Below are 25,050 nucleotides of genomic sequence, written 5' to 3' on the forward strand. Positions count from 1 at the left end.
CCGCCCCGCACGGGAACGGGCCGCGGGCCGCTAGCTCAATTGGCAGAGCTGCGGACTTTTAATCCGTAGGTTCAGGGTTCGAGCCCCTGGCGGCCCACGGTTGCGGAGCCGGACCGGACGCGAGTCCCGGTCCGGCTCCGCTGTGTTGTGGGGCGAGGTGGACCGGCGTTGACGGGCGGTCACCCGTACGTGCGGACAAGGTCGGAGGACCGGCGGGGCGAGGGCGGGGTGACCGAGAGCACGGCCGGATAAATATGACCGGCTTGTATGCTCCGAGAGGGCCTGATGTGGCTGCAGGGGGCCCACAGGGGGGACAGCGGGGACGATCGCGGGGGGCGTTCGTAGGTCATTACGACCTTCGTATGTGCAACCCGGCGGTGGTTCCAGCCGTCTCTCTGTGTGCAGTGCGCCCGGATGTACGGGTGCCGCGTCCGCCGGTGAAAGGTACACGGATGTCTGGTCAGTGGGGCGAGGGCCCGGCTCGTGGTGACGACGCGCCCGGTGCGCTCACGACCGAGGCGGGCGACGGCGGCGCGGTGCCGCAACCGCGGGCCGGTGGCCGGGCCGAGGCCCGGCGAGCCGCACAGGGGAAGGGTCCGCAGGGCAAGGGCCAGCAGGGCACGGGCGGACCGGAGAGCGGCGGGCCGGCCGGCTCCGCTCCCGGTGGGCGGGCGGCGGCCCGCAACAGCCGCAAGCCGCCCAAGAAGAACGTGAAGAAGATCGTCGCCTGGTCGGCGGCCGGGGTGCTGGTGCTGATAGCCGGCGCCGGCGGGGCGATCTACCTCAAGCTCAACGCCAACATCAAGTCCTTCGACGCGGACGCCATCGCCACCGACCGGCCGCCCGAGGCGCAGGCGGACGCGGACGGCAACAAGCCGGTGAACGTCCTGCTGATCGGCTCGGACAGCCGTGGCAAGAACAACGCCGACCTGGGCGGCGGCGAGGACGGCGGCGCCCGCTCGGACACCACGATCCTGCTGCACGTCTACGCCGACCACAAGCACGCCGTCGGCATCTCGATCCCGCGCAACGCCAAGGTCACCCTGCCGTCCTGCAAGCTGCCGAACGGCAAGTGGAACAAGGAGAGGTCGGGCGCGCTGTTCAACGAGGCCTTCTCCACCGGCGGGACGGACGACGGCAACCCGGCCTGCACCCAGAACACCGTGGAGAAGCTCACCGGCATCCGGGTCGACCACACCATCGTGGTCGACTTCCAGGGCTTCTCGGCCATGACCAAGGCGGTGAACGGCGTGGACGTCTGCCTGCCGAAGCCGATCTACGAGAGCGACATCAACCAGAAGCTCCTCCCCAAGAAGGGGAACCTCGTCCTGCCGCAGGGCCCGCAGAAGGTCGAGGGCCAGAAGGCGCTCGACTACGTGCGGCTGCGGCACGGCCTCGGCGACGGCTCCGACATCGGCCGGATGAAGCGCCAGCAGGCCTTCCTCAGCTCGCTGGCGAAGAACATCAAGGGCCAGGGCCTCAACCCGACCACCCTGCTGCCGCTCGCCGACGCCGCGACCAAGTCGCTGGTCGTCGACCCCGGGCTGAACTCGGCGGACAAGCTGCTCTCCTTCGGGCTCTCGCTGAAGAACATCGACCTGCACGACCTGAAGTTCGTCACGGTGCCCTGGCGCTACCGCACCCAGGACGCCGACCTCGACATCGTCCAGCCCGACGCCGGGAAGCTCTGGGAGACCATCAAGGCCGACCGGACCCTCGACGGCCAGAACGCCACCGGTGAGCAGCCGGACGCGCCCGCCTCGCCCTCCGCCCCGGCCGGGCCGAGCGCCCCCGCCACGGCCACCGCCACCCCGGCGGCGGCCTCCGACGCGGGCAACGCGGCGATCAAGGTGGCGGTCTACAACGGCACCACCGCCAAGGGCATGGCGGACAAGGCGAGCGAGCAGCTCAAGGCGGCCAAGTTCACCGTCACCAAGGCGGGCACGGCGGCCAGCACCAAGTACGCGACCACGATGGTCGAGTACGGCTCCGGCCAGAAGGCCAACGCCGAGAAGGTCGCCGCGCTGTTCCCGGGGGCGACCGTCGAGGCCGGCAGCTCGCCGGGCGTCACCGTGATCGTGGGCAAGGACTTCGTGGCGGCCAACGGCGGCGCGGCCGCCGCCGGCGGTTCCGGCAGCTCCGGCCCCTCGGCCGCCCCGACCACCCCGGGCCCGCTGCCCACCAGCGTCACCAACGAGGCCCGCTCGGCGGACGACGACATCTGCGCGGGCACCACCTACGGCAGCGGCGGGTAGCGGCCCGCGACGCACGGCGACGCCGCCGGGCCCGGGGTGTGCGCACCCCGGGCCCGTGCCATGGTGGCGGTTGGGGACCACGGAACGGGCCCACGGAACGGGACCGTGGAACGAGGGGGGCCGCAGGACCGAAAGGCGGACCCCATGGCCGAGATCGCCATGCAGTTCGACATCGCCGCACCCCGCGACGTCGTGCTCGCCGCGCTCAACACCCACGACGGCCTCACCGGCTGGTGGACCACCGAGGTCGACCGGGACGAGGACGAGGTGCTGCTCTTCGACTTCCCGGGCGTCCCCGAGCCGTTCCGGCTGCGCCGCGAGCGCGCCGACCGGGACCGGGTGGTGTGGACGAACGTCGGCACCTTCCCGCCGCACTGGGCCGGCACCTGGATCAGCTGGGAGCTCGCGGACCAGCCCGCCGACCCCGGCCGCACCCGGCTGCTGTTCCGGCACGGCGGCTGGCAGCCCGGCACCGAGGAGGGCGTCCCGATGGTGGCCGGCACCTGGGCGGAGCTGATCGTCCGGCTCAAGGACTACGCGCAGAGCGGCAAGGTGCAGCCGTACTTCGTGAAGGCCCCGGAGCACACTGCGTGACGGCCCGGTGGGGGTGTCCCCCGCCGGGCGCCGTCCGGTGGCGCGATCGCGGTGGCGCGGCGAAGGTGGGCGGTGTACCGCCGTCCGGTCGTCCGCCCGGCGCGGGAGCGCCGCGCCGGCCCCGACGGCTCCCGCCCGGAGTGCCGGACCGGCGGGCCCGGCGGAGGACCATCGCTCTTGGAGGCCCAGCAATGCCCGTAGTCACCGCTCCGTACAAGCCCGGCACCCCGTGCTGGGTCGACCTGATGGCGAGCGACCAGCAGGCCGCGCTCGACTTCTACCGCGATCTGTTCGGCTGGCAGGGCGAGGTCGGCCCGCCCGAGTTCGGCGGCTACGCCGTGTGCTCGCTGAACGGCAAGCCGGTCGCCGGGATCATGGCGCAGATGGCCCCCGAGGGCCAGCCCGTCCCACCGGTCGCCTGGACGACGTACCTGGCCTCGGACGACGCCGACGCCACCGGCCGGGCCATCGCCGACAGCGGCGGCACCATCCTCTACCCCGTGATGGACGTCGGCACGGTCGGCCGGATGCTGGTCGCCGCCGACCCGACCGGCGCGGTGTTCGGCGTCTGGCAGAAGCTGGACTTCATCGGCGCGGGCGTGGTCAACGAGCCCGGCGCGCTGGTCTGGAACGAGCTCAACACCAGCGACACCGATGCGGCCGGGCGGTTCTACCACCAGGCGCTCGGCCTGCGCCCGGCGACCATCCAGGGCATGGAGGGCTACTACTCCCTCAACGTCGGCGAGCGCACGGTGGGCGGCATGCAGCCGGTCGCCGGGTACCTGGCGGAGGGCACGCCCCCGCACTGGATGACGTACTTCTCGGTGGACGACACCGACTCCACGGTGGACGCCCTGGTGAAGGCGGGCGGCTCGGTGATCCAGCCCCCGTTCGACATGCAGTCCGGCCGGATGGCCGTCGTGCAGGACCCGCAGGGCGCGGTCTTCGCGCTGGCGGCGGCGCCCGAGTCCCAGATGCCCGACTCCTGAGCGCCGCCGCACGGTCCGGGAGCCACCGGAGGCCGCCCTTCCCGCGACGCGCCGCCGGGAATGGGCGGCTTCCCCGCGTTCGCGGGTAAGACTGCACCCATGCTGGGGCTTCCGGACGACATCCGTGCTTTCCTCTTCGACCTCGACGGGGTGCTCACCCAGACCGCCAAGGTGCACGCCGCGGCCTGGAAGGACACCTTCGACGCCTTCCTGCGCGCCGAAGCGGCCCGCACCGGCGGGGAGTTCGTCCCCTTCGACGCGATCGCCGACTACGACACGTACGTCGACGGCCGCCCGAGACTCGACGGCACCCGCGCCTTCCTGGAGAGCCGCGGCATCGCGCTCCCCGAGGGCACCGACGCCGACCCGGCCGGCACCCGCACCGTGCACGGCATCAGCCTGGCCAAGAACGACACCGTGCTGCGGATGATCCGCGAGCAGGGCGTCCAGCCCTACGAGGGCTCGGTCGCGTACGTGCACCGGCTGCGGGAGCTCGGACTGCCCAGCGCGGTGGTCTCGTCCAGCGCGAACTGCCGGGACGTGCTGCGCGCCGCCGGGATCGAGGACCTGTTCGACGTCATCGTGGACGGCCTGGTCGCCAAGCGCGAGGGGCTGCCCGGCAAGCCGGCCCCGGACACCTACCTGGCCGCCGCCCGGGCCCTGGGCGTCGAGCCGGCGCGGGCCGCCGTCTTCGAGGACGCGCTCGCCGGCGTCGCCTCCGGCCGGGCCGGAGGCTTCGGCGCGGTGGTCGGCGTGGACCGCGTCGGCCAGGCCGCCGAGCTGCGCCGCGACGGCGCCACCGTGGTCGTCACCGACCTCGCCGATCTGCTCGAAGGAGGCTCGGCATGACCGGCCTGGACAACTTCTCGGTCGACCCGTGGCAGATCGTCGAGCCGGGCCTCGACCTGGCGTCGATGGCCCGCGCCGAGTCGCTCTTCGCCCTCTCCAACGGCCACATCGGCCTGCGCGGCAACCTGGACGAGGGCGAGCCGCACGGCCTGCCCGGCACCTACCTGAACGGCGTCTTCGAGCTGCGCCCGCTGCCGTACGGCGAGGGCGGCTACGGCTACCCGGAGTCCAGCCAGAGCGTCATCAACATCACCAACGGCAAGATCATCCGACTGCTGGTGGACGACGAACCCTTCGACCTGCGCTACGGCGAACTACTGAGCCACCGGAGGTGGTTGGACTTCCGCGAGGGGCTGCTGCGGCGCGAGGCGGAGTGGGCCTCCCCGGCCGGCCGGACGATCCGGGTGCACTCCACCCGGCTGGTCTCGCTCACCCAGCGGGCCGTCGCCGCCGTCGAGTACACCGTCGAGGCGGTGGACGGGCCGGTGCGGATCGTCCTCCAGTCGGAGCTGGTCGCCAACGAGCAGCTGCCCGGCGGCCCCGAGGGCGACCCCCGGGCGGCCGCCGTGCTGGAGGCGCCGCTGCTCGCGGAGGCCAGCCACGCCGGCGGCACCAAGGCCGTCCTGGTGCACCGCACCCGCTACAGCGGCATCCGGGTCGCCGCCGGGATGGACCACGTCATCGAGGGCCCGGAGCGGCTGGACACCGTGGCCGAGTCCGAGGCCGACCACTGCCGGATCAGCGTGACCACCGTGCTCGAACCGGGCCAGAAGCTGCGCCTGGTGAAGTTCATGTCCTACGGCTGGTCCGCGACCCGCTCGCTGCCCGCCGTGCGGGACCAGGTGGAGGCCGCGCTGACCGCCGCCCGGTACACCGGCTGGGACGGCCTGGTGGCCGAACAGGCCAAGTTCCTCAGCGAGTTCTGGGAGACCAGCGACGTCGAGATCGAGGGCGACGTCGAGCTCCAGCAGGCCGTCCGGTTCGCCGTGTTCCACGTGCTGCAGGCGGGCGCCCGGAGCGAGGAGCGGGCCATCCCGGCCAAGGGGCTGACCGGCCCCGGCTACGACGGCCACAGCTTCTGGGACACCGAGACCTTCGTCCTGCCGGTGCTCACCTACTGCCTGCCGGGCGCCGTCAACCAGGCACTGCGCTGGCGGCACACCACGCTGCCGATGGCCCGCGAGCGCGCCGTCCAACTCGGGCTCTCCGGCGCGGTGTTCCCGTGGCGGACGATCCGCGGCGAGGAGTGCTCCGGGTACTGGCCGGCCGGTACCGCGGCCTTCCACATCGGCGCGGACATCGCGGTCTCCGCCGCCCGGTACGTCCGGGCCACCGGGGACGTCGAGTTCGAGCGCGAGTACGGGCTGGAGCTGCTGGTCGAGACGGCCCGGATGTGGCGCTCGCTCGGCCACCACGACGCCGTCGGCAAGTTCCGCATCGAGGGCGTCACCGGGCCGGACGAGTACAGCGCGGTCGCCGACAACAACGTCTTCACCAACCTGATGGCGCAGACCAACCTGCGGGTCGCCGCCGAGGCCGCCGCCCGGCACCCGCGGGAGGCCGCCGCGCTCGGCGTGGACACCGAGGAGACCGCCGCCTGGCGGGACGCCGCCGCGGCGATGTTCGTCCCGTACGACGAGAACCTCGGCGTCCACCCGCAGGCCGACGGCTTCACCGACCACCAGGTCTGGGACTTCGAGCACACCCCGCCGGAGAACTACCCGCTGCTGCTCCACTACCCGTACTTCGACCTGTACCGGAAGCAGGTGGTCAAGCAGGCCGACCTGGTGCTCGCCATGCAGGTGCGCGGCGACGCCTTCACCGACGAGCAGAAGGCCCGCAACTTCGCCTACTACGAGCGGCTGACCGTCCGCGACTCCTCGCTCTCGGCCTGCACCCAGGCGGTGATCGCCGCCGAGGTGGGCCAGATGGACCTCGCGTACGACTACACCGCCGAGGCCGCCCTGATGGATCTGCACGACCTCGGCGGCAACACCCGCGACGGCCTGCACATGGCCTCGCTCGCCGGGGCCTGCATCGCCCTGGTGGCCGGCTTCGGCGGCCTGCGCGACCACAGCGAGGTGCTGTCCTTCCGGCCCCGGCTGCCGAACGGGCTGATGAAGCTGAGCTTCTCGCTGCTGGTGCGCGGCCAGCTGCTCGGGGTGCGGATCACCCACGAGGGGACGACGTACACGCTGCGCCGGGGCGAGGTGATCCACCTGCGGCACGACGGCGAGGGGGTGCAGGTGAAGGCGGGCACGCCGGTCACCCTGCCCACCACGGTGCCGCCCGCCCAGGAGCGCTGCGCCCAGCCGCCCGGCCGCGAGCCGTCCCGCCGCCAGCCGCAGGCCGGGGTGGCCGCGGGGACGCTCGGCCCCGGGCCGGACCACCTGGCGGCGGAGTAGCGGGAGAAGCGGCAGGGGCCCGGCGGAGGGGCCAAGGGGCGACGACCGACCGGCGAGAGGAGAGCCCCCGTGGTGAGCGTGGCCGAGCAGATGGTGGAGGTGCTCCGGCAGGCCGGGGTGGAACGCGTCTACGGGGTGGTCGGCGACAGCCTCAACCCGGTGGTGGACGCCGTCCGCCGGGCCGAGGGCATCGGCTGGGTGCCCGTCCGCAACGAGGAGGCCGGCGCCTTCGCGGCCGCCGCCGAGGCCGAGCTGAGCGGGAGCCTGGCGGTCTGCGCCGGCTCCTGCGGCCCCGGCAACACCCACCTGATCCAGGGCCTCTACGACGCCCAGCGCAGCGGCCTGCCGGTGCTGGCGCTCGCCTCGCACATCCCGTCCGGCCAGATCGGCACCGGCTTCTTCCAGGAGACCCACCCCGAGCGGGTGTTCACCGACTGCAGCAGCTGGTGCGAGACGGTCTCCACGCCGGCGCAGCTGCCGCGCCTGCTGCGGATCGCGGTCCAGCACGCGCTGGGCGCCCCCGGGGTCTCCGTCCTGGCCTTCCCCGGCGACGTCGCCGCGCTGCCGGCCGCCGGGCCGACGGGCGGCAGCCACTTCCTCACCGAGCAGGCGGTGGCCGCGCCGCCCTGGTCCCAGGTGCAGGCGCTGGCCCGGGCGCTCAACGAGGCCCGCACGGTCGCGCTGTTCTGCGGTGCGGGCGTGCGCGGGGCGCACGGCGAGGTGATGGAGGCCGCCCGGGTACTGAGCGCGCCGGTCGGGCACTCCCTGCGCGGCAAGGAGTGGATCCAGTTCGACAACCCGTACGACGTCGGCATGAGCGGGCTGCTCGGCTACGGCGCCTGCCACGAGGCGCTGCACACGGCCGACCTGGTGCTGCTGCTCGGCACCGACTTCCCCTACGACTCCTTCCTCCCGCGGGCCCGGACGATCCAGGTGGACCACGACGCCACCCGGCTCGGCCGCCGCACGCCGCTGGAGCTGGCCGTCCACGGCGACGTCTCGGCCACCCTGCGCGCCGTCCTGCCGCTGCTGGAGCCGAAGGCCGACCGGGCCTTCCTGGACGAGATGCTGCGCAAGCACTGCCGGGCCCTGGAGGACGTGGTCGGCGTCTACACCCGGGACATCGACAAGCACCTGCCGATCCACCCGGAGTACGTGGCCTCGGTGCTGGACGAGGTCGCCGCGGACGACGCGGTGTTCACCGTGGACACCGGCATGAACAACGTCTGGGCCGCCCGCTACCTGCAGCCCAACGGCCGCCGCCGGGTGATCGGTTCGTTCCTGCACGGCTCGATGGCCAACGCCCTGCCGCACGCGATCGGCGCCCAGCTGGCCTGCCCTGGGCGGCAGGTGGTCGCGATGGCCGGCGACGGCGGGCTCTCGATGCTGCTCGGCGAGCTGCTCACCGTGGCCCGGCACCGGCTGCCGGTGAAGACGGTGGTGTTCAACAACGGCGCGCTCGGCATGATCAAGCTGGAGATGCTGGTCTCCGGCTACCCCGAGGCGGAGACCGACAACGGGGACGTGGACTACGCGGGGATCGCCCGGGCGATGGGCATCCCGGCCAAGCGGGTCACCGAGCCGGTGCGGGTGCGGGAGGTGCTGGCGGAGGCCCTGGAGCGGCCGGGCCCGGCGCTGGTGGACGTGGTCACCGACCCCAACGCGCTCGCCGTCCCGCCGCACATCACCGCGGCCCAGCTGAAGGGTTTCGCGCTGGCGGCCGGGCGGACGGTGCTCTCCGGCGGGGTGGGGCGCATGATCGACCTGGCCCGCAGCAACCTGCGGAACATCCCCCGGCCGTAGCCCGGTCGGGCGCCGCCGCGGGCAGGGATCCGGCGCCCTGCTGCACGGCCGGTCGGCGCGAGGTTACGGCGGTTTGCCTCTGAGGCAAATTTCTTGCCCGTGCGGCACGCCGGGTGTCCACTGGTCACATGAGCACCAGCCCATCCGGCCCCGCCACCGCCGGTTCCGCCGGCTCCACCGGTTCCGCCGGCTCCACCGGTTCCGCCGGTGACCAGCTCGACGACCAGGAGGTCGCCGGCCTCGCCGCGCGACTGCGCGAGCACCGGCTCGGCAGCCGCCTCACCCTGGAGGTCGCCGCCGCCCGGGTCGGCCTCTCCCCAGCCTATCTGTCCCGGCTGGAGACCGGCCGCCGACAGCCTTCGCTGCCCGTCCTGCTGGGCCTCGCCCGCGCCTACGGCACGTCCGTCTCCGGCCTCCTCGGCGAGGCCATGGTCGAGCCGGACCCGGTGGTGCGCGGCGGCGCGATCGAGCCCGGCCGCGCGGGCGGCTGGGGCTACCGGCGGGCCGGTGCGCCCGGCCGGGCGATGCAGGCGCTGCGCGTGCACGTCCCGCTGGGCGTCCAGGACGCCGTCGTGCGGGTCCACCCGGGCGAGGAGTGGCTCTACGTCCTCCAGGGCCGGCTGAAGCTGACCCTCGGCGACCGCGTCCACCAGCTCGACGAGGGCGACTCCGCACACTTCGACTCGCTCACCCCGCACTGCATCGCCGCGGAGTCGTCCGGCGGGGTCGAGCTGCTCTTCGTCCACACCCTGCTGCAGAGCCCCGGCGGCGAACTCTGCCTCGGCGGCGGCCCTGCCGCTCCCCACTGACCCACCCGTCAGACCTCCCGGAGGAGATCTCCCATGGCTGATCCCACCACCGCCACCGCCGCCACGGCCGCGGCCTCCCCCGCGACGGCCCCCGCCGCGCCGGTCGCGAAGACCGTCGACGCCGGCAAGTGGGCCAACCGCCGCGTCGGCATCCGGCTGGTGATCTACACGGTCGCGACGCACGCCTTCGCCGGCTTCATCCTGCTGCTCTTCGAGCTGGGCAACCGGAACAAGTAGGGCCCGTCCGGTCGGACCGGCCCGGCGCGCCCGGCCCTCACACCCCGCGCAGCAGCTCGCAGAGCGCGTCCACGGCGGCGGGGAAGAGACGGTCGGGCGGCGTCGCGTAGCCGACCACCAGGGCGGGCGCGGCGTCCGGGCCCGGCGGGGGCGCGGCCAGGTGCCAGCCGAGCACGCCGAACACCAGGCCGGCGGCCTCGGCCCGGGCCAGCAGCTCGGCCTCCGACGGTGCGCCGGGCGGCAGTTGCAGGACGGCGTGCAGGCCGGCGGCGATCCCGGTCACCCGGACGCGCGGGGCCCGCTCGGCCAGCGCCGCGACCAGGTGGTCGCGGCGGCGCCGGTAGTGCAGCCGGGAGCGCCGCACGTGGCGGTCGTAGGTGCCGGAGGTGATCAGCTCCGCGAGGGTGAGCTGGTCGATCACCGGGGACATCCCGTCCGCCCGCTGCTTGAGCCGGGCCACCGGCTCCACCAGCGCGTCCGGCAGCGCGAGCCAGCCGAGCCGCAGGCCGGGGGCGAGGCTCTTGGCGGCCGTGCCCGCGTACACCACCCGCTCCGGGTCGAGCGCCTGCATCGCGCCGAGCGGCTGCCGGTCGTAGCGGAACTCGCCGTCGTAGTCGTCCTCGATCACGTACCCGTCGTGCGCGCGGGCCCAGGCCACGGCGGCGGCCCGGCGCTCGGCGGAGAGCGCGGCGCCGGTCGGGAACTGGTGGGCGGGGGTGAGCAGGACCGCTGCGTCCCGCCGCCCGGCCAGCAGCTCGGTGCGCGCCCCGGAGCAGTCCAGCGGCAGCGGCGCCGTGGTCAGCCCGGCGGCCCGGACCACCTCGTGCTGCGGCGGCAGCCCGTACTCCTCCACGGCCAGCGAGCGGGCCCGCCGGCCGCGCAGGGCGGCGCAGAGCAGGCCGAGCCCCTGGGTGAACCCGGCGCAGACCAGCAGGTGGTCGGGGTCGGTCCGGACGCCGCGGACCCGGGCCAGGTAGTCGGTGAGCGCCTGCCGCAGCTCGATCCGCCCGAGCGGGCTGCCGTAGTCGAAGGCCTCGTGCGGGGCGGTGGCCAGCGCCCGCCGGGCGGCGGACAGCCAGGCGGTCCGCGGGAAGAGCGAGACGTCCGGCCGCCCCGGCGCCAGGTCGTACCGGGCGGTGCGGCGGTCCGGCGGCGGGTGGGCGGCCCGCCGGGCCGGGCGGGGGGTGGCCCGCTCGGCGACCGTGGTGCCCGAGCCCTGCCGGGAGCTGAGCCAGCCCTCGGCGGTGAGCTGCCCGTACGCCTCCACCACCGTGTTCCGGGCGATCCCGAGGTCCTCGCCGAGCGCCCGGGAGGACGGCAGCCGGGTGCCGGGCGCCAGCCGGCCGTCCTGGACCGCCTCCCGCAGCGCGTCCTCCAGGGCGGTCCGGACCCCGGCGCCGGCCGCCCGCCGTCCGGTGAGGTCGAGGTGCAGGTCGCCGCCGAAAGCGGTCCAGGAGGCCGCCCCGGCGGCTCCGGCGACGGCACGGGGGCTCCGGGAGGCGGCTCGGGAGGTCCGGGAGCTGGTCATGGGGCCGTTCCCTGCGGGCGTGGACGGATCGGTACGGGGGATTATCGCCCCATCCGCCGCCGGACCGGGATCGCACCACCCGGAGCGGTCGCGGCGCACCGGACTCCACCGCCGCGCCGATAGGCATGACGGATCGTCACGGCAGCGCTCCCGGAGGACAGTCCGGGGCGCCCGCTGCCGGCGGTGCGAGCCGCCTCCGGGCTTCCGCAGGTCAGGGCGGATGCCGCGGCGCGGCCCCGTCCCGTCGGTTAGCGTCCGTCAGTGGACCGACGGATCCGGACGCGAGGATGTGACAGATGAGCGGGGAAGAACTGCTGGCCCGGCGCTTCGAGGAGGAGCGCCCCCAGCTGCGGGCGGTCGCCTACCGGATGCTCGGCTCACTGGCCGAGGCCGAGGACGCCGTCCAGGAGGCCTGGTTCAAACTGCACCGCAGCGACGTGACCGAGGTGCGGAACCTCGGTGCCTGGCTGACCACCGTGGTCGGCCGGATCTGCCTGGACATGCTGCGCTCGCGCACCGCCCGCCGGGAGGACGCGATGCCGGAGCAGGAGGACCGGGTCCGAATGCCCGACCCGGTGGTCGGCCGCGCCCAGGCGCTCGACCCCGAGCAGGAGATCCTCGTCGCCGACTCGGTCGGCATCGCGCTGATGATCGTCCTGGAGACGCTCTCCCCGGCGGAACGGCTCGCCTTCGTCCTGCACGACATGTTCGACGTGCCCTTCGACGAGATCGCCCCGGTCCTCGGCCGCACCTCCGCCTCCACCCGGCAGCTCGCCAGCCGCGCCCGCCGCCGGGTCCAGGACGCCGCCCCGGCCCCCGACACCGACCTGGCCCGTCAGCGCCAGGTCGTGGACGCCTTCCTCGCCGCCGCGCGCGGCGGCGAGTTCGACGCCCTGCTCTCCGTACTCGACCCCGACGTGGTGGCGCGCTCCGACGGCGGCGCCCTGCGGCCGAGCCTGCTGCGCCGCGGCGCGGCCGAGGTCGCCTCGCAGGCGATCACCTTCGCCCGGTTCGCGGCGAGGGCCCGCCACGTGCTGGTCAACGGCGGGCCCGCGGTGCTCTCGTTCGCGGACGGCGAGCCGCTGTCGCTGATGGCCTTCACCGTCCGGGGCGGCCGGATCACCGCCCTGGACATCCTCACCGACCCGGAGCGCCTGGCCGGGCTGCTCGCGGGCCTGGACCTGGACGACTGACCGGTCCGTCGTCACGGTCGCCCCGCCGTCCGGCCCTTCGCGGGTTCGGGCGGCGGGTTCGGGCGTCACCGCTGACAGCGGCTGGTCCGTCCCGATATGTTGATCATGTCGCCGGGGAGCGCCTTCCGGGCCGTTCCACGGGCCCGCGAAAAAGATCCGGGAAATGTCGCCGGACGATGTCGAGGACCCCGGACCCGCTCCGACTGGAGGGTGGGAGCGCGCCGGAGGGGCGCGTACGACGGGAGGACACCCGAGATGAAGTACGTCGCGATGATCTACGGCAACCAGGCCAAGTGGGACGCGTTCCCGGCCGAGGCCTGGCCCGAGGCGATCGCCAAGCAGGACGCGTTCAACAAGAAGTACCGCGAGAGCGGCGAGCTGATCGGCGCCTACGGCCTGGCCGACGCGGCCGCCGCCCAGCTGGTGCGCCGCCGGGAAGGCCTCCCGGTGGTCACCGACGGCCCGTACCTGGAGACCAAGGAGTACCTCGCCAGCTTCTACCTGCTGGACTGCGAGAGCCTGGAGCGGGCCCAGGAGATCGCCGCCGACATGCCGTTCGCCGACGTCGAGCCGGTCGAACTCTGGCCGGTCCTGCACGACGCCGCGGCGGACGTGTGACCGCCCTGCCCCACCCGGCCGAGGACCTGCTGCGCGAGCTGGCGCCGCAGGTCCTCGGCGCGCTCGTCCGCCGCTACGGCGCCTTCGACGCGTGCGAGGACGCCGTGCAGGAGGCGCTGATCGCGGCAGCCCGGCAGTGGCCCGAGGCCGGGACGCCGGAGAACCCGCGCGGCTGGCTGCTCACCGTCGCCTCCCGCCGCCTGGTCGACCAGGTGCGCAGCGAGACCGCCCGGCGCCGCCGCGAGGACGCCCTCGCCCTGGCCACCCCGCAGTCCGCGCTGATCGGCCACGCCGCGGACGGCACGCCGGAGAGCGACCGGGACGACTCGCTGGCACTGCTCTTCCTCTGCTGTCACCCGGCGCTCTCCGCGCCCAGCCGGATCGCACTGACCCTGCGCGCGGTCGGCGGCCTGACCACGGCGCAGATCGCCGCCGCCTTCCTGGTGCCCGAGGCGACGACGGCCCAGCGGATCAGCCGCGCCAAGCAGACCGTGAAGGGCGTCGGCCTGGCCGTGCCCGAGGGCGCGCAGCACGCCGAGCGCCTGGCGGACGTCCGGCAGGTGCTCTACCTGGTCTTCAACGAGGGCTACACCGCCAGCGACGGTGCCGAGCTGACCGCGCCCGCGCTGGCCGTCGAGGCGATCCGGCTCACCCGGCTGCTGCACGGGCTGGTGCCCGAGGACGCCGAGACGGCGGGCCTGCTCGCCCTGATGCTGCTCACCGAGGCCCGGCGGCCGGCCCGCACCGGCGCCGGCGGGGAGCTGGTGCCGCTAGCCGAGCAGGACCGCGGCCGCTGGGACGGGCGGCTGGTCGCGGAGGGCGTGGCGCTGCTGGAGCGGTTCCTGCCGCGCGGGCAGGCCGGCCCGTACCAACTGCAGGCCGCCGTCGCGGCGGTGCACGACGAGGCGGAGTCGGCGGAGGCCACGGACTGGCCGCAGATCCTCGCCCTGTACGAGCTGCTGGAGCGGTTCGGGCCGAACCCGGTGGTCACGCTCAACCGCGCGGTCGCGGTGGCCATGGTGCACGGCCCGGCGGCCGGGCTGGAGCTGCTGGGCACGCTGGAGGGGGAGAAGGGCCTGGCCCGGAGCCACCGGCTGCCCGCGACCCGGGCCCACCTGCTGGAGCTGCTCGGCGAGCGGGCCGGTGCGGTGGAGGCCTACCGGGAGGCGGCCCGCCGCACGACGAGCGCGCCCGAGCGGCGCCATCTGACGGAACGCGCACGACGGTTGGAGGGGGCGGTATGACCGCGGTGGGGTACGTCGAGAGGGACGGGGTCCGGCTGGCCTGTCGCGACTCGGGAGGGCAGGGAACAGCCGTCGTGCTGCTGCACGGGCTGGCGGGGCACGCGGGGGAGTGGGACGCCGTGGTGGCGGCCCTGGGCGGCCGGTTCCGGGTGGTGGCCGTGGACCAGCGCGGCAGTGGCGCCAGCGAGCGGCGTCCGCAGGACGTCTCGCGGGCCGCGTACGTGGCGGACGTGCTGGCGGTGGTCGAGCAGCTCGGGCTGGAGCGTCCGGTCCTGGTCGGCCAGTCCTACGGCGGGCATGCTGCGATGCTCACCGCTGCGGCGCACCCCGAGGCGGTGGGCGGGTTGGTCGTGGTCGAGGCGGGGCCGGCGGGTTCGGACCAGGAGACCCAGGCGGGGATCGCCGGCTGGTTCGACTCCTGGCCGGTGCCGTTCCCGTCGTTCGAGGCGGCCGTGGGGTTCTTCGGCGGCGGCGCGGTGGGGGAGGGCTGGGCGGCGGGGCTGGAGGAACGCGACGGCGGCTGGTGGCCGCGGTTCGACAGCAGGGTGATGGTCGAGAGCCTGACGGAGAACTCCCACCGGTCGTGGTGGGAGGAGTGGGAGCGCGTCGGGTGTCCGGTCCTGGCCGTGGTCGGGCAGTCCGGGATCATCGACGCGGAGCAGTTCGACCGGATGCTGGGCACGCGACCGGAAACGGTGGCGGTCAGCGTGCCCGGCACCGGCCACGACCTGCACCTGGAGCAGCCGGAGGAACTGGCGCGGCTGATCGGCGAGTTCGTCCGGTAGGAAGGATCAGTCGAAGTCGCCCGCGCGGACGGCGGTGACGAAGGACTGCCAGGCGGCAGGGGTGAAGGCGAGGGCGGGGCCGTCCGGGTCCTTGGAGTCCCGGACCCGCCCGGGGGAGGCGTCGTCCACCTCGACGCAGGAGCCGCCGTCAGTGTTGCTGTAGCTACTCTTTCGCCAACTTGCGGGCGTTTGATAGAGCTTGCGCACTCTCATGCTCCTCTGCCGCCGACAGAATCAGGGCCAGGGACGCCTCCGGCGACAACGCAGCGGCCCGCACTAGATCGTAGGACCGCCGACATCTCTCGACCACCCGCATCTCGTCAACAAGCTGGCCTGCGTGAGGGCCTTCCAGATACGCGAGCGGCGGCGCATCCGCGAATGTCATCAGAGACAGGAAACCGTCGATAAGGGCATGCCCTCCGGCTTCGAAGGTTGCGACCTGGACGATTGTGCGGCGTCGAGTGATCAGGCCTGCGATGTGGCGAAGCTGTTCCGCCATGATCAGGCGGCTGCCGATGACACGACGGATGACAGCTTCATCCAGGATGTACCAGAGCTCGGGCCCGCCCGGATCGACCACGAGACGACTGCTGCGCTCCATCCGCGTCGCCACGAACTCGTTGAGTTCGGCATCAGTGAGAAGTGGTTGCCCGCTCAGGAACAATGCCCTTGCGTACTCGGGCGTTTGGAGCAGTCCAGGAACGATGAGCGCGCCAAACTCGCTGATGGTCAGTGCCTGGGCCTCGTGTTCCGCCGCATGCTTGAAGAAGTCCGGGAACCGCGAGAATTCCAGCAGCTCGTGCAGCCGCTCCAGCACTCCGCCTGTAGCAAGTGCCTTGTCGATCCGGATCGACAGGTCGAGCTGCGGCACCCGTACTGCCTGCTCCAACTGCCCGATGTAGCCCCCGGATACGAACGTCAACTGACCCAGCTTCTCCTGGGACATCCGGGGGCATGCGGCCTCGCGCAGTCTGCGCAGCTCCGAGCCGTAGTACTCGCGAGGTGTCTTGCCGCTGGGGAGGTTCCTGGGATTGGGCATAGCGGACCCCGATCTCCTACATGCAACTCGCTGTGATCGTTCGACTTCACACCGTATATGCGAGGCGTGATCCTTGGAGGCGGAATTCCGGAACTGACCGAAGGGGTCGACCGCCAATGTCCTCCATCCTCCGCAGAATCACCGCCGACGACCGCCGCGAGGCCGCTTCCGTGCTGGACGACTTCAAGGTCGCCCTCGCCACCGCCGGCACCGAACTCCCCTCCACCGGCATCGACTGGAACTGCGCCTCCGTCACCGGGGTGATCCTCATCGACCTCGGTTCCGCCCCCGTCTCCGTCGTCACCAAACTGACCGACGTCATCCGCGACGGCGTCCGCGCCCGTCGCGAGCCGCCTCAGGTGGCCTGGTACCCCAGGGCCGGCCAGGCCGTCACCCTCAACGCCGCCGACGGCGCCCCGCTCGCCGCCGAAGTGGTGGTCGCGACCCGGAGGTTGGTGACGATCCGCCTCGACGGACACCGCTGACCCCGCCCTGCAGCCCTCCGAAGGACCATCCCGTGAACCATCCCGTGAACCCCCGCGCGCCCCACACCCCCGGCGAACTCCTCCATGACCGCCGGACCCGCCGCACCGGCGTCTACATGGACACCATCGGTGGCCGCGTCTACCTCCGCCCCGTCGGGGGTGGCGTCGAGTGGACCGTCCGACCCGAGCACGTCACCGCGCCGCCGCCGCAATCCGCCCAGGCCCGGCCGCTGTCGTGAGCCGCCCGACCCGTGCCCTGCTCCTCGCCGCCTCGGCCGCCTCCGTGGCGGCCGGCGCCGCCCTCGCGGCGCTCGCCGTCTGTCCGATCCGGCACGCCGCCCCGCGTGCCGCCGGCTTCCTCTTCGTCACGGTGCTCTGCACCGGCACCGTCCTCGTGAACCTGTTGCTGGGCGCCGCCGTTCAGCGCCGGGCCGGTCGCTCGGCGCCGTCGGCTACGCCTGCTCCGGCTCGGCGTCCGCCGCCGTCGCGGGCTTCCGGTACGTGAGGAGCACGCTGCCCTGGTCGAAGGTCCGGCTCTCGGCGAGCTCGAAGTTGCGAGCCGCGAAGCCGGCCGAGAACAGCGGGATGCCGGAGCCGGCCACGATCGGGTAGAGCTTGACGATCAGTTCGTCGATCTCGGGCAGGAGCTGCCCGGCCAGCGAACCGCCGCCGCAGAGCCAGATGTCGAGCCCGTCCTCCTGCTTGAGGCGGCGGACCACCGACAGCGGGTCCTCGGCGGTGACCTCGACGGCCGGGTCCAGGCTCTCGGCGATGGAGTTGGAGAAGACGATCTGCCGCAGGTGGGCGTACGGGCTGGTCACGCCGACGGCCAGCCCCGGCTCGTAGGTGTTGCGGCCCATCACCACGGTGTCGTAGTGCTTGTTGGGCGCGTCGTCGATGCCCGCGGCGACCCGTGCCGGGGTGAAGACGGTGTCCGCGTACTCGGCGGTCAGGTAGGAGGCGTACTCGCCCGTGACGTACGGGAAGAAGAACTCGAAGCCGCCGTCGGGCGTGGCGATGAAGCCGTCGATGGTGCTGCCGATGAAGTAGCTGAGCTTGCGCATACGTGTCCTTGGTGTCGTGGTGCTGGATCTCGGTCCGTCGTTCGAACCACTCCATTTATAGTACTTCACATGTAGTGGTTGCAAGGGTGTGCTGAGAGAAAGTCAGCACAGGCCCGGAATCGTGCACATGGAGGCCCTACGCTCGGCGCCATGACCGAGCCCGCGTACCTGGCCGCCGTCCGCGCGTCGTACGACACCGTCGCCGAGGACTACGTCCGGCGCGTGGTCACGCCGGACGCCATGGACCCGGTGTCCCGCGGGATGCTCGCCGCCTTCGCCGAGCTGGTGCGGGCGGACGGCCTCGGCTCGGTCGCGGACGTGGGCTGCGGGCCGGGCCGGGTGACGGCGTACCTCGCCGGCCTGGGCGTGACCGCCTTCGGCATCGACCTGTCGGCGCGGATGATCGAGCTGGCCCGCCGGGCCCACCCCGCGGTCGACTACGCGGTCGGCTCGATGACCGGCCTGCCGCTCCGCGACGCCGGGCTCGGCGGTCTGCTGGCCTGGTACTCGACCCACCACACGCCGCCGGGGCAACTCCCCCTCGTCTTTGCGGAGTTCCGCCGCTCCCTCGCTCCCGGTGGCCGCCTGCTGCTGGGCGGCCACGCGGGCGAGGCCGCCCACCTGAGGCCCACGCAGGGCTACGGCCACCCGGTGACCTACGAGTCGTACCTCATTCCTGCCGACCGGCAGGCCGAACTGCTGGCCGGGGCCGGGTTCGCCGTGACCGCACGGGTGGAGCAGCCGGCCGAGGGCCGCCCCGGCCGCTCCTACGTCTGCCTGCTCGCCCGGGCCGTCTGACCCTCACCCCTGCGCAGGAAGTCGGACGGGCCGACTTCCTGGGCAGCGACCGTCCGCGTGCTCAGCGCGCCTCGGCGTACAGCTCCTCGATCAGCCGCGCGACGGCCTCCGGCTCGCGCAGCGTCGGGTAGTGGTCGGACCGGGCCAGCCGGGCCAGGCGGCAGTCCGGGATCCGGGCCGCGACCTCCTCGTTCAGCCGCACGATCCCCGGCCGGTCCAGCTCGCCCAGTGCCAGCAGGGCAGGCACGGCGATCTCGCCGAGCCGGTCGAAGGCGGGCGGATCGGTCTCCTGGTACCCGATGTTGCCGAACCACGCGGGCAGGACGGCCCTGAACTGCGCGGCTGCGACCGGATCGGCCTCGGGGGTGCCGCCGCCCGCCAGTCCCCACAGCCCGAGCCCGAGCCGGACGATGCCCTCCATGTCGCCGGCCTCGGCCAGCCGCCCCACCTCCCGGAAGAGGTCGGACTCGTCGAACCCGTCGTACCCGGTGATGGTGGGGACGATCAGCGCCAGCCCGGCCACCCGCTCCGGGGCGTCGAGGGTCAGGTTGACCGAGGCGGCCCCGCCCATGCTGTTGCCGACCAGCACCACCCGGTCGAGCCCGAAGTGGTCGAGCACCGCGGCGAGGTCTTCGGCCGGGGTGTACGCGACGGCGGGGGCGGGCGAGCGTCCGTAGCCGCGGGCGTCGTAGCGGACCACCCGGTGCCGTCCGTCGAGCGCCGCGAGCACCGGGTCCCAGATCGTCGAGTCGCCGACGCCCGGGTGGATCAGGACCAGCGGCAGTCCGTCGCCGCCCGAGTCCTCGGCCCAGACCTCACCACCGCGGACGGGCACCATGGTTTCCATGGCTCCAGTCTGGGCGGGCGCCATCGACACCCGCCAGTGGGCCTGCTCCACAGGACCTAGACGATCCGGCGCCACCGGTCGTCGGCCGGGCCGGTCACCGGGGCGCGGCCGAAGTCGTAGCGAAGTCCGTCAGGACCGAAGGCCAGCAGGGATATCGAGGAGGAGCCCCAGATCCGGCCGTCGCCGAACTCCCGGCGCTGGATCAGCGCCTCGGGGGCGTCCAGCGGCAGGCCGTCGCCGGCGACGATCGGCAGCCAGGCGCCCCATGCCTCCTCGGCGGGTCCGGCCGCCGGTTCGGGCCGGACGGCGGCCTCGAAGCGGGCGCGGAAGTGCGCGGCGCGGGCGGCCATCAGCGTGCGGACCAGCTGAGAGGTGGTCCGGGTGGCGGCCAGGCCCTCCAGCCCGTCGTTCAGCACCACGCTCAGCCCGGTCGGCAGTTCGCGCTCCTCGGGGCTGCCGCCGCCCCAGCTCAGCACCCGGGCGCCGTCCGGCCGGACGACGACCAGGTGGAAGGGGTCGTAGCGCTCCAGGTCGAGGTGGCCGATGCCGCCGTCGCGGACGGCGGTCAGCGGCAGCTCGCCGCGCGAGAGCCGCGCCTGCGCGGGGGCCATCGTGCCGAAGCCGTTCAGCAGGCAGGCCGCGACCGGATCGGCCCCCGGGCCGCCCGGCTCGACCGCCAGCCACGTCCCGCCCGCGGCGAGGTCGAGCCCGCCGAGGACCGAGGGCCGCCCCGGCCAGTGGTGGTCCGGCGGCAGCCACTGCCGCCCCGCGTACTCGTCCCGTACCGACAGCAGCAGCACCGGCACCGCCGACGACGGCTCGATGCTGACGAACGCGGTACACACGAGCCTGGCCCCCTGGTCTTCCCGGCGGGGCGGCCGGACACCGCCCCGCCGCCGATCCTCGCACGCACGTTCGCCGATCGGAACAGCCGGCAGGGGCCCGACCCCGGGCCGCCCCGCCACCGCCGTGCCGGGCCGTGCTCCGGGTGACACGGCTGCGAACGTTCCGACGTGTCCGGATCGAGCAGGAATCGAGAAGCGCAGCCCCGGAGTCGCGTCTAGCCTGCCGACCATGGACATCACCATTCACACGACTGCTCTCCCGCACGACGACCCGGACGCGTCGCTCGCCTTCTACCGCGACGTCCTCGGCTTCGAGGTCCGCAGCGATGTGGGGCAGGGCCGGATGCGTTGGATCACGGTCGGCCCGGCCGGTCAGCCCGGCACGTCGATCCTCCTGGCGCCGCCTGCGGCTGATCCCGGCATCACCGAGGACGAGCGGCGCATGATCACCGAGATGATGGCCAAGGGCACGTACGGCTGGATCCTGCTGGCCACCCCGGACCTCGACGCCACGTTCGAGAAGGTGCAGGCCGGTGACACCGAGGTCGTCCAGGAGCCGACCGAGCAGCCGTACGGCGTCCGTGACTGCGCCTTCCGCGACCCCGCGGGCAACCTGGTCCGCATCCAGGAACTGCGCTGAGCCCTGCGGGCGAAGGGGGAGGGTTCTCATGGCAAGGACTGAATGGCAGCGTGCCCGTGCCCAGGCTCAGCGCCTGGACGATCTCGCGCAGCTGCGCCGCGTCCGCGACCGGATCGACAGGGAGTACGCGCAGCCGCTGAACGTGGAGGCGCTCGCCCGCGAGGTGCACATGTCGGCCGGGCACCTGAGCCGGCAGTTCCGGGCAGCCTACGGTGAGTCGCCGTACGCGTATCTGATGACGCGTCGCATCGAGCGCGCGGCGGCGCTGCTGCGGCGGGGCGATCTCAGCGTCACCGAGGTCTGCTTCACGGTCGGCTGCGCGTCGCTGGGCACGTTCACCACCCGCTTCACCGAGCTGGTCGGCATGTCGCCCGGGGCCTTCCGGCGCCAGGCGGCCGCTGCGGCGGACGTCGGTCCCGGTGCCACGGGTGCGGCCCGTGACGGGGGCCCGGCGGTCACGGTGGAGGGGATGCCGGCGTGCGTGGCGAAGCAGGTCGCGAGACCGGTCAGGAATCGAGAAGCCCCGGACGCCGTCCGGCCCCTAGCGTGATGGTCATGGCAATCACCACTTCCACCGCAGCCCACACGTCCCTCGCGTCCGTCACCCTTGAGGTGGCCGACCCCGAGGCCGCCCGCCGCTTCTACACCGCCTTCGGCGTGGACAACTACGTACGCCTGCGGGCGTCCGAGGCCCACTCCACCGGATTCCGCGGCTTCACCCTGGCGCTGACGGTGTCCGGGCCGGCCACCGTCGACGGCTTCGTCGCGGCCGCCGTGGACGCCGGCGCCACGGTGCTGAAGCCCGCCGCGAAGTCGCTGTGGGGCTACAGCGGCGTCGTCCAGGCCCCGGACGGGACGATCTGGAAGATCGCGACCTCGGCCAAGAAGGACACCGGCCCCGCCACCCGCGAGATCGACGAGCTCGTCCTCCTGCTCGGCGTCGAGGACGTGAAGGCGACCAAGCAGTTCTACGTCGGCCGGGGCCTGACCGTGGCCAAGAGCTTCGGCGGCAAGTACACCGAGTTCGCCCCCGGCGCCTCCGGCCGCGTCAAGCTGGCGCTGTACAAGCGCCGCGCCCTGGCCAAGGACCTCGGCGTCCCCGTCGAGGGCACCGGCTCGCACCGCATCGCCCTCGGCGGCGCCGCCGACACCTTCACCGACCTGGACGGATTCGCCTGGGAAGCCGCCGCCTAGAAGTCTGATGAAGATGTTGGGTTCTGGCCCCACCGTCCGTGTGGTGGGGCCAGACTCGTCTCTGTGGCGATGGGGGAATGGGCCGGGGAGCTGGTCGGGCCGGATGTGTGGGAGACCTGCCGGGAGTTGATCCCGGCGGGGAGTGTCTTCGCGTTCCTGGCCGAGCACCGGGAGGCGCTGTTCCCGGGTTCGATGTTCGCGGACATGTACCCGTCTCGGAACGGACGGCCGAGCATGCCGCCGCAGGTCCTGGCGGCGACCGTGGTCCTGCAGAGCCTGCACGGGTTGTCGGACTTCGAGACGGTCCAACAGCTGCGGTGTGACCTGCGGTGGAAGGCCGCGTGCGGGCTCGGCCTGTACGACACCGCGTTCGACCCGTCGCTGCTGGCCTACTTCCGCCGCCGGCTGCAGCGCTCGCCGGATCCGAACCGGTTGTTCACCAGGGTCAGGCAGGTAGTGGCGGCGACCGGCGTCCTCAAGGGCAGGCAGCGGCGGGCGCTGGACTCCACCGTGCTGGACGACGCGGTGGCCACCCAGGACACCGTCACCCAGCTGATCGCCGCGATCCGCCGGGTGATCCGGGACGTCCCCGACGCCGGGCGGACCGCCGCCACCTGGTGCACCGCCCACGATTACACCGACCCGGGCAAGCCCCGCATCGCCTGGAACGACGAGCGGGCCCGCGCCGACCTGGTCGACGCCCTGGTCACCGATGCCCTCAACCTGCTCGGCCGCCTGCCCGAACGCCAGCTGGACGAGAAGGCCGCCAACGCGGTCGGGCTGCTGGCCCTGGTCGCCGGTCAGGACGTGGAGGTCGCCGACGGCTCCGACGGTCGCGACGGCCGTTGGCGGATCGCCCGTGGCACCGCTCACGACCGCATCGTGTCCACCGTCGACCCCGAGGCCCGGCACATCCACAAGACCCGCACCCGCCACCAGGAGGGCTTCCGCGCCCACGCCGCGTTCGAGCCCGAGACCGGCCTGCTCACCGAAGTCGAGCTCACCGCCGGCACCGGAGCGCAGAACCACGAGGCCGCCGTCGCCCAGGACCTGCTCGCCGACGAGAGCGAGACGCTGACCATCCTCGGCGACACCGCCTACGGCACCGGCGACCTGCGCGAAGCCCTCGAAACCGACGGCCACACCCCGGTCGTCAAGCCACCGCCGCAGCGGCCCGCCGTCCCCGGCGGCTTCACCAGTGACGACTTCCACGTCGACACCCGGGCCGCCACCGTCACCTGCCCGGCCGGCCACACCAAGGCCCTCGGCCGCCCTGACGCGGCCGGCGCCCGCACCGCCCAGTTCAAGAAGCTCTGCACCCACTGCCCCCTGCGCGAGCGGTGCACCCGTTCCAAGACCGGCCGCGCCCTCCAGGTCCACGCCCACTACGACCGTTTGAAAGCCGCCCGCGACCAAGCCTCCGACCCCACCTGGCAGGCCGAATACCGCCGCTGGCGGCCACCGGTGGAACGCGCCATCGCATGGCTCACCGCCCGGGGCAACCGCCGCGTCCCCTACCGAGGCGTCCTGAAGAACAACACCTGGCTCCACAACCGCGCCGCCGCCCTCAACCTCCGCCGCCTCATCAACCTCGGACTCACCCGCACCGGCCACACCTGGACCATCGCCCCCGCAACCACATAGCGCTGGAGGGGCTGTCCCAGACAGGACAACCCCTCCAACAGCAAGATCTTCATCAGGCTTCTAGCACCCGGCGACGGTGCGAGGTGACCGACCGGGGGTTCGAGGGGCACGGAGATCCGTGGACGGACCGGCGGAAGATCACGTAGCGTTGGGCACCACGCCCTGAGACGGCTGGAAGGAGGCGAGTGCCGTGCAGTTCACACCTTTCCAGCGCTCCCTCTTCCGCTGTCCCGGCGTGGTTCGTCAGTTCTGACCGGGAGCGCTCCAAACAGCCTGTTTCCCGGAGGAATCCATGACCGAGCTGGTCATCCGCACGCTCTCCGCGAGCGACGCTCATCTCTTCGACGCACTCCCCGACCCCCTGGGCGCCCGTGAAGGCCATCGGCGTACCCGGTTCCGCCCCGACTGGAAGCGCGTCGCCCTGCGCGACGGCGAGGTCGTCGCCCGCGGCGCGTGGTGGGGCGGCCCCGACGACTCGGAGCCGGTCAACATCAACTGGTTCGACGTGGCCGAGGGCGAGGAGGAGGCCGGGGCCGAACTCCTGCGCTCCGCTCCCTGGAAGGTCGAACTCGAGATCAACCCGCCCGGTGACTGGCGGGAGGTGACCGACCTGCGCGCCGCCGCGGAGGCCCGCTTCGCCGCCGCCCGAGCCGCGGGGTACGAACTCCTGGTGGAACGCTTCCTGTACCGCTGGACCCCGGAGCGGGGCCTGCCCGAGCGGCCCGGACGCCTGCGCTTCAGCGCAGAACCCGACGACGCCGTGTTCTTCGACGCGTTGCGCCGCATCCACTCCACCACACTGGACGCCCATGCGCTCAGGGCCATCGAGGAGGGCGGCCTCGACCAGGCCGCCCGGGAGGAACTCGACTTCTTCCACTGGTGCCCGTCCCCGCGGGAGTGGTGGCAGGTCGCGCACACGCCGGAGGGCGACCTGGCCGGCATCCACATCCCGGCCCACAACCCCTCCGGCCCGACCATCGGCTTCATCGGAGTCGTGCCGGAACACCGCGGTCGCGGCTACGCCTACGACCTCCTCGCGGAGTGCACCCACTTCCTCGTCGAGCAGGGCGCGGAGTTCATCACGGGAGCGACGGACCGGGCCAACTTCCCCATGGCCGCGAACTTCGCCAAGGCGGGCTTCCCCGCCATCCGTGAACGCATCAACTTCCTCCCGGCGGGCTAGGC

Annotated in this window: 26 protein-coding genes and 1 tRNA gene; 21 read left to right on the forward strand and 6 right to left on the reverse strand. The window is 73.3% G+C overall.

All coding sequences use genetic code 11. The annotated features are described in order from the left end of the window. Positions 1-24 precede the first annotated feature (24 nt). The 9 genes from RMN57_RS21455 to RMN57_RS21495 all read left to right on the forward strand — a co-directional run bounded on the left by RMN57_RS21455 (position 25) and on the right by RMN57_RS21495 (position 9,941). Positions 25-97 (forward strand) — tRNA-Lys (locus tag RMN57_RS21455). Positions 98-452: 355 nt separating this feature from the next. Further along, complete coding sequence (locus tag RMN57_RS21460) at positions 453-2,255, forward strand: LCP family protein (RefSeq protein ID WP_313764968.1); 1,803 nt, start codon at positions 453-455, stop codon at positions 2,253-2,255. A 144-nt stretch (positions 2,256-2,399) separates the two neighbouring features. Beyond that, a complete protein-coding gene (locus tag RMN57_RS21465) occupies positions 2,400-2,849 on the forward strand; it encodes an SRPBCC domain-containing protein (RefSeq protein WP_313764969.1) in 450 nt (149 codons plus the stop codon). 191 nt (positions 2,850-3,040) lie between these two features. After that, positions 3,041-3,838, forward strand: a complete 798-nt coding sequence (locus RMN57_RS21470; RefSeq protein ID WP_313764970.1) for a VOC family protein — start codon at positions 3,041-3,043, stop codon at positions 3,836-3,838. A gap of 99 nt (positions 3,839-3,937) precedes the next feature. Beyond that, positions 3,938-4,687, forward strand: a complete 750-nt coding sequence (locus RMN57_RS21475) for a beta-phosphoglucomutase family hydrolase (RefSeq protein WP_313764971.1) — start codon at positions 3,938-3,940, stop codon at positions 4,685-4,687. Further along, positions 4,684-7,092 (forward strand): glycosyl hydrolase family 65 protein, encoded by a 2,409-nt coding sequence (locus RMN57_RS21480; protein ID WP_313764972.1) that lies wholly within the window; start codon positions 4,684-4,686, stop codon positions 7,090-7,092. Before RMN57_RS21475 ends, RMN57_RS21480 begins: the two co-directional genes overlap by 4 nt. A gap of 90 nt (positions 7,093-7,182) precedes the next feature. After that, entirely contained in the window at positions 7,183-8,895 is a 1,713-nt protein-coding gene (locus tag RMN57_RS21485) for a pyruvate dehydrogenase (RefSeq protein WP_380235303.1), read from the forward strand. A gap of 128 nt (positions 8,896-9,023) precedes the next feature. Beyond that, positions 9,024-9,704 carry an XRE family transcriptional regulator gene (locus RMN57_RS21490; RefSeq protein ID WP_313764974.1) on the forward strand — a complete coding sequence of 227 codons (681 nt, stop codon included), beginning with the start codon at positions 9,024-9,026 and terminating at the stop codon, positions 9,702-9,704. A gap of 33 nt (positions 9,705-9,737) precedes the next feature. Next, entirely contained in the window at positions 9,738-9,941 is a 204-nt protein-coding gene (locus tag RMN57_RS21495; protein WP_313764975.1) for a DUF6126 family protein, read from the forward strand. A gap of 37 nt (positions 9,942-9,978) precedes the next feature. Here the strand turns inward: RMN57_RS21495 and RMN57_RS21500 are convergent, their stop codons facing one another. Then, the gene (locus RMN57_RS21500; RefSeq protein ID WP_313764976.1) at positions 9,979-11,469 is read right to left on the reverse strand and encodes a PLP-dependent aminotransferase family protein; all 1,491 of its coding nucleotides are present in this window, start codon (positions 11,467-11,469) and stop codon (positions 9,979-9,981) included. 296 nt (positions 11,470-11,765) lie between these two features. Here RMN57_RS21500 and RMN57_RS21505 point away from each other — a divergent pair, with 296 nt between their 5' ends. The 4 genes from RMN57_RS21505 to RMN57_RS21520 all read left to right on the forward strand — a co-directional run bounded on the left by RMN57_RS21505 (position 11,766) and on the right by RMN57_RS21520 (position 15,309). Beyond that, entirely contained in the window at positions 11,766-12,662 is an 897-nt protein-coding gene (locus tag RMN57_RS21505; RefSeq protein ID WP_313764977.1) for a sigma-70 family RNA polymerase sigma factor, read from the forward strand. A gap of 255 nt (positions 12,663-12,917) precedes the next feature. Further along, complete coding sequence (locus RMN57_RS21510; RefSeq protein ID WP_313764978.1) at positions 12,918-13,280, forward strand: YciI family protein; 363 nt, start codon at positions 12,918-12,920, stop codon at positions 13,278-13,280. 5 nt (positions 13,281-13,285) lie between these two features. Beyond that, positions 13,286-14,524, forward strand: coding sequence for a DUF6596 domain-containing protein (locus RMN57_RS21515; protein WP_313767904.1), 1,239 nt, complete (start codon positions 13,286-13,288; stop codon positions 14,522-14,524). Beyond that, positions 14,521-15,309 (forward strand): alpha/beta hydrolase, encoded by a 789-nt coding sequence (locus tag RMN57_RS21520; protein ID WP_313764979.1) that lies wholly within the window; start codon positions 14,521-14,523, stop codon positions 15,307-15,309. The genes RMN57_RS21515 and RMN57_RS21520 overlap by 4 nt, the downstream gene beginning before the upstream one ends. A gap of 6 nt (positions 15,310-15,315) precedes the next feature. Here RMN57_RS21520 and RMN57_RS21525 read toward each other — a convergent pair whose 3' ends face one another. Continuing rightward, positions 15,316-15,438: a DUF397 domain-containing protein gene (locus RMN57_RS21525; protein ID WP_313764980.1), complete on the reverse strand. Its 123-nt coding sequence runs from the start codon at positions 15,436-15,438 to the stop codon at positions 15,316-15,318. A gap of 34 nt (positions 15,439-15,472) precedes the next feature. Next, positions 15,473-16,348, reverse strand: a complete 876-nt coding sequence (locus tag RMN57_RS21530) for a helix-turn-helix transcriptional regulator (protein WP_313764981.1) — start codon at positions 16,346-16,348, stop codon at positions 15,473-15,475. Positions 16,349-16,464: 116 nt separating this feature from the next. Here RMN57_RS21530 and RMN57_RS21535 point away from each other — a divergent pair, with 116 nt between their 5' ends. Both RMN57_RS21535 and RMN57_RS21540 read left to right on the forward strand, forming a co-directional pair. Next, positions 16,465-16,833, forward strand: coding sequence for a hypothetical protein (locus tag RMN57_RS21535; protein ID WP_313764982.1), 369 nt, complete (start codon positions 16,465-16,467; stop codon positions 16,831-16,833). A 32-nt stretch (positions 16,834-16,865) separates the two neighbouring features. Continuing rightward, positions 16,866-17,072, forward strand: coding sequence for a hypothetical protein (locus RMN57_RS21540; protein ID WP_313764983.1), 207 nt, complete (start codon positions 16,866-16,868; stop codon positions 17,070-17,072). A 213-nt stretch (positions 17,073-17,285) separates the two neighbouring features. Here the strand turns inward: RMN57_RS21540 and RMN57_RS21545 are convergent, their stop codons facing one another. Beyond that, complete coding sequence (locus RMN57_RS21545) at positions 17,286-17,897, reverse strand: dihydrofolate reductase family protein (RefSeq protein ID WP_313764984.1); 612 nt, start codon at positions 17,895-17,897, stop codon at positions 17,286-17,288. Between the two features lie 150 nt (positions 17,898-18,047). Here RMN57_RS21545 and RMN57_RS21550 point away from each other — a divergent pair, with 150 nt between their 5' ends. Then, positions 18,048-18,695 (forward strand): class I SAM-dependent methyltransferase, encoded by a 648-nt coding sequence (locus RMN57_RS21550; protein ID WP_313764985.1) that lies wholly within the window; start codon positions 18,048-18,050, stop codon positions 18,693-18,695. Between the two features lie 61 nt (positions 18,696-18,756). Here the strand turns inward: RMN57_RS21550 and RMN57_RS21555 are convergent, their stop codons facing one another. Together RMN57_RS21555 and RMN57_RS21560 are read right to left on the reverse strand one after the other, a co-directional pair. Next, positions 18,757-19,542, reverse strand: coding sequence for an alpha/beta hydrolase (locus RMN57_RS21555; RefSeq protein WP_313764986.1), 786 nt, complete (start codon positions 19,540-19,542; stop codon positions 18,757-18,759). A 56-nt stretch (positions 19,543-19,598) separates the two neighbouring features. Next, the gene (locus RMN57_RS21560) at positions 19,599-20,387 is read right to left on the reverse strand and encodes an NRDE family protein (RefSeq protein WP_313764987.1); all 789 of its coding nucleotides are present in this window, start codon (positions 20,385-20,387) and stop codon (positions 19,599-19,601) included. A gap of 229 nt (positions 20,388-20,616) precedes the next feature. On the opposite strand from RMN57_RS21560, the gene RMN57_RS21565 reads away from it, so the two are divergent. The 5 genes from RMN57_RS21565 (at position 20,617) to RMN57_RS21585 (ending at position 25,048) form a co-directional block, all read left to right on the forward strand. After that, complete coding sequence (locus tag RMN57_RS21565; RefSeq protein WP_313764988.1) at positions 20,617-21,027, forward strand: VOC family protein; 411 nt, start codon at positions 20,617-20,619, stop codon at positions 21,025-21,027. Between the two features lie 28 nt (positions 21,028-21,055). After that, entirely contained in the window at positions 21,056-21,577 is a 522-nt protein-coding gene (locus tag RMN57_RS21570; protein WP_313764989.1) for a helix-turn-helix transcriptional regulator, read from the forward strand. Continuing rightward, positions 21,577-22,221, forward strand: a complete 645-nt coding sequence (locus RMN57_RS21575; protein ID WP_313764990.1) for a glyoxalase — start codon at positions 21,577-21,579, stop codon at positions 22,219-22,221. The genes RMN57_RS21570 and RMN57_RS21575 overlap by 1 nt, the downstream gene beginning before the upstream one ends. 69 nt (positions 22,222-22,290) lie before the next feature. After that, entirely contained in the window at positions 22,291-23,865 is a 1,575-nt protein-coding gene (locus RMN57_RS21580; protein WP_313767715.1) for an IS1182 family transposase, read from the forward strand. 292 nt (positions 23,866-24,157) lie between these two features. After that, the gene (locus RMN57_RS21585; protein WP_313764991.1) at positions 24,158-25,048 is read left to right on the forward strand and encodes a GNAT family N-acetyltransferase; all 891 of its coding nucleotides are present in this window, start codon (positions 24,158-24,160) and stop codon (positions 25,046-25,048) included. The last annotated feature ends 2 nt before the right edge of the window (positions 25,049-25,050 follow it).

The organism is Kitasatospora sp. CM 4170 (assembly GCF_032110285.1).
Lineage (GTDB): Bacteria > Actinomycetota > Actinomycetes > Streptomycetales > Streptomycetaceae > Kitasatospora > Kitasatospora aburaviensis.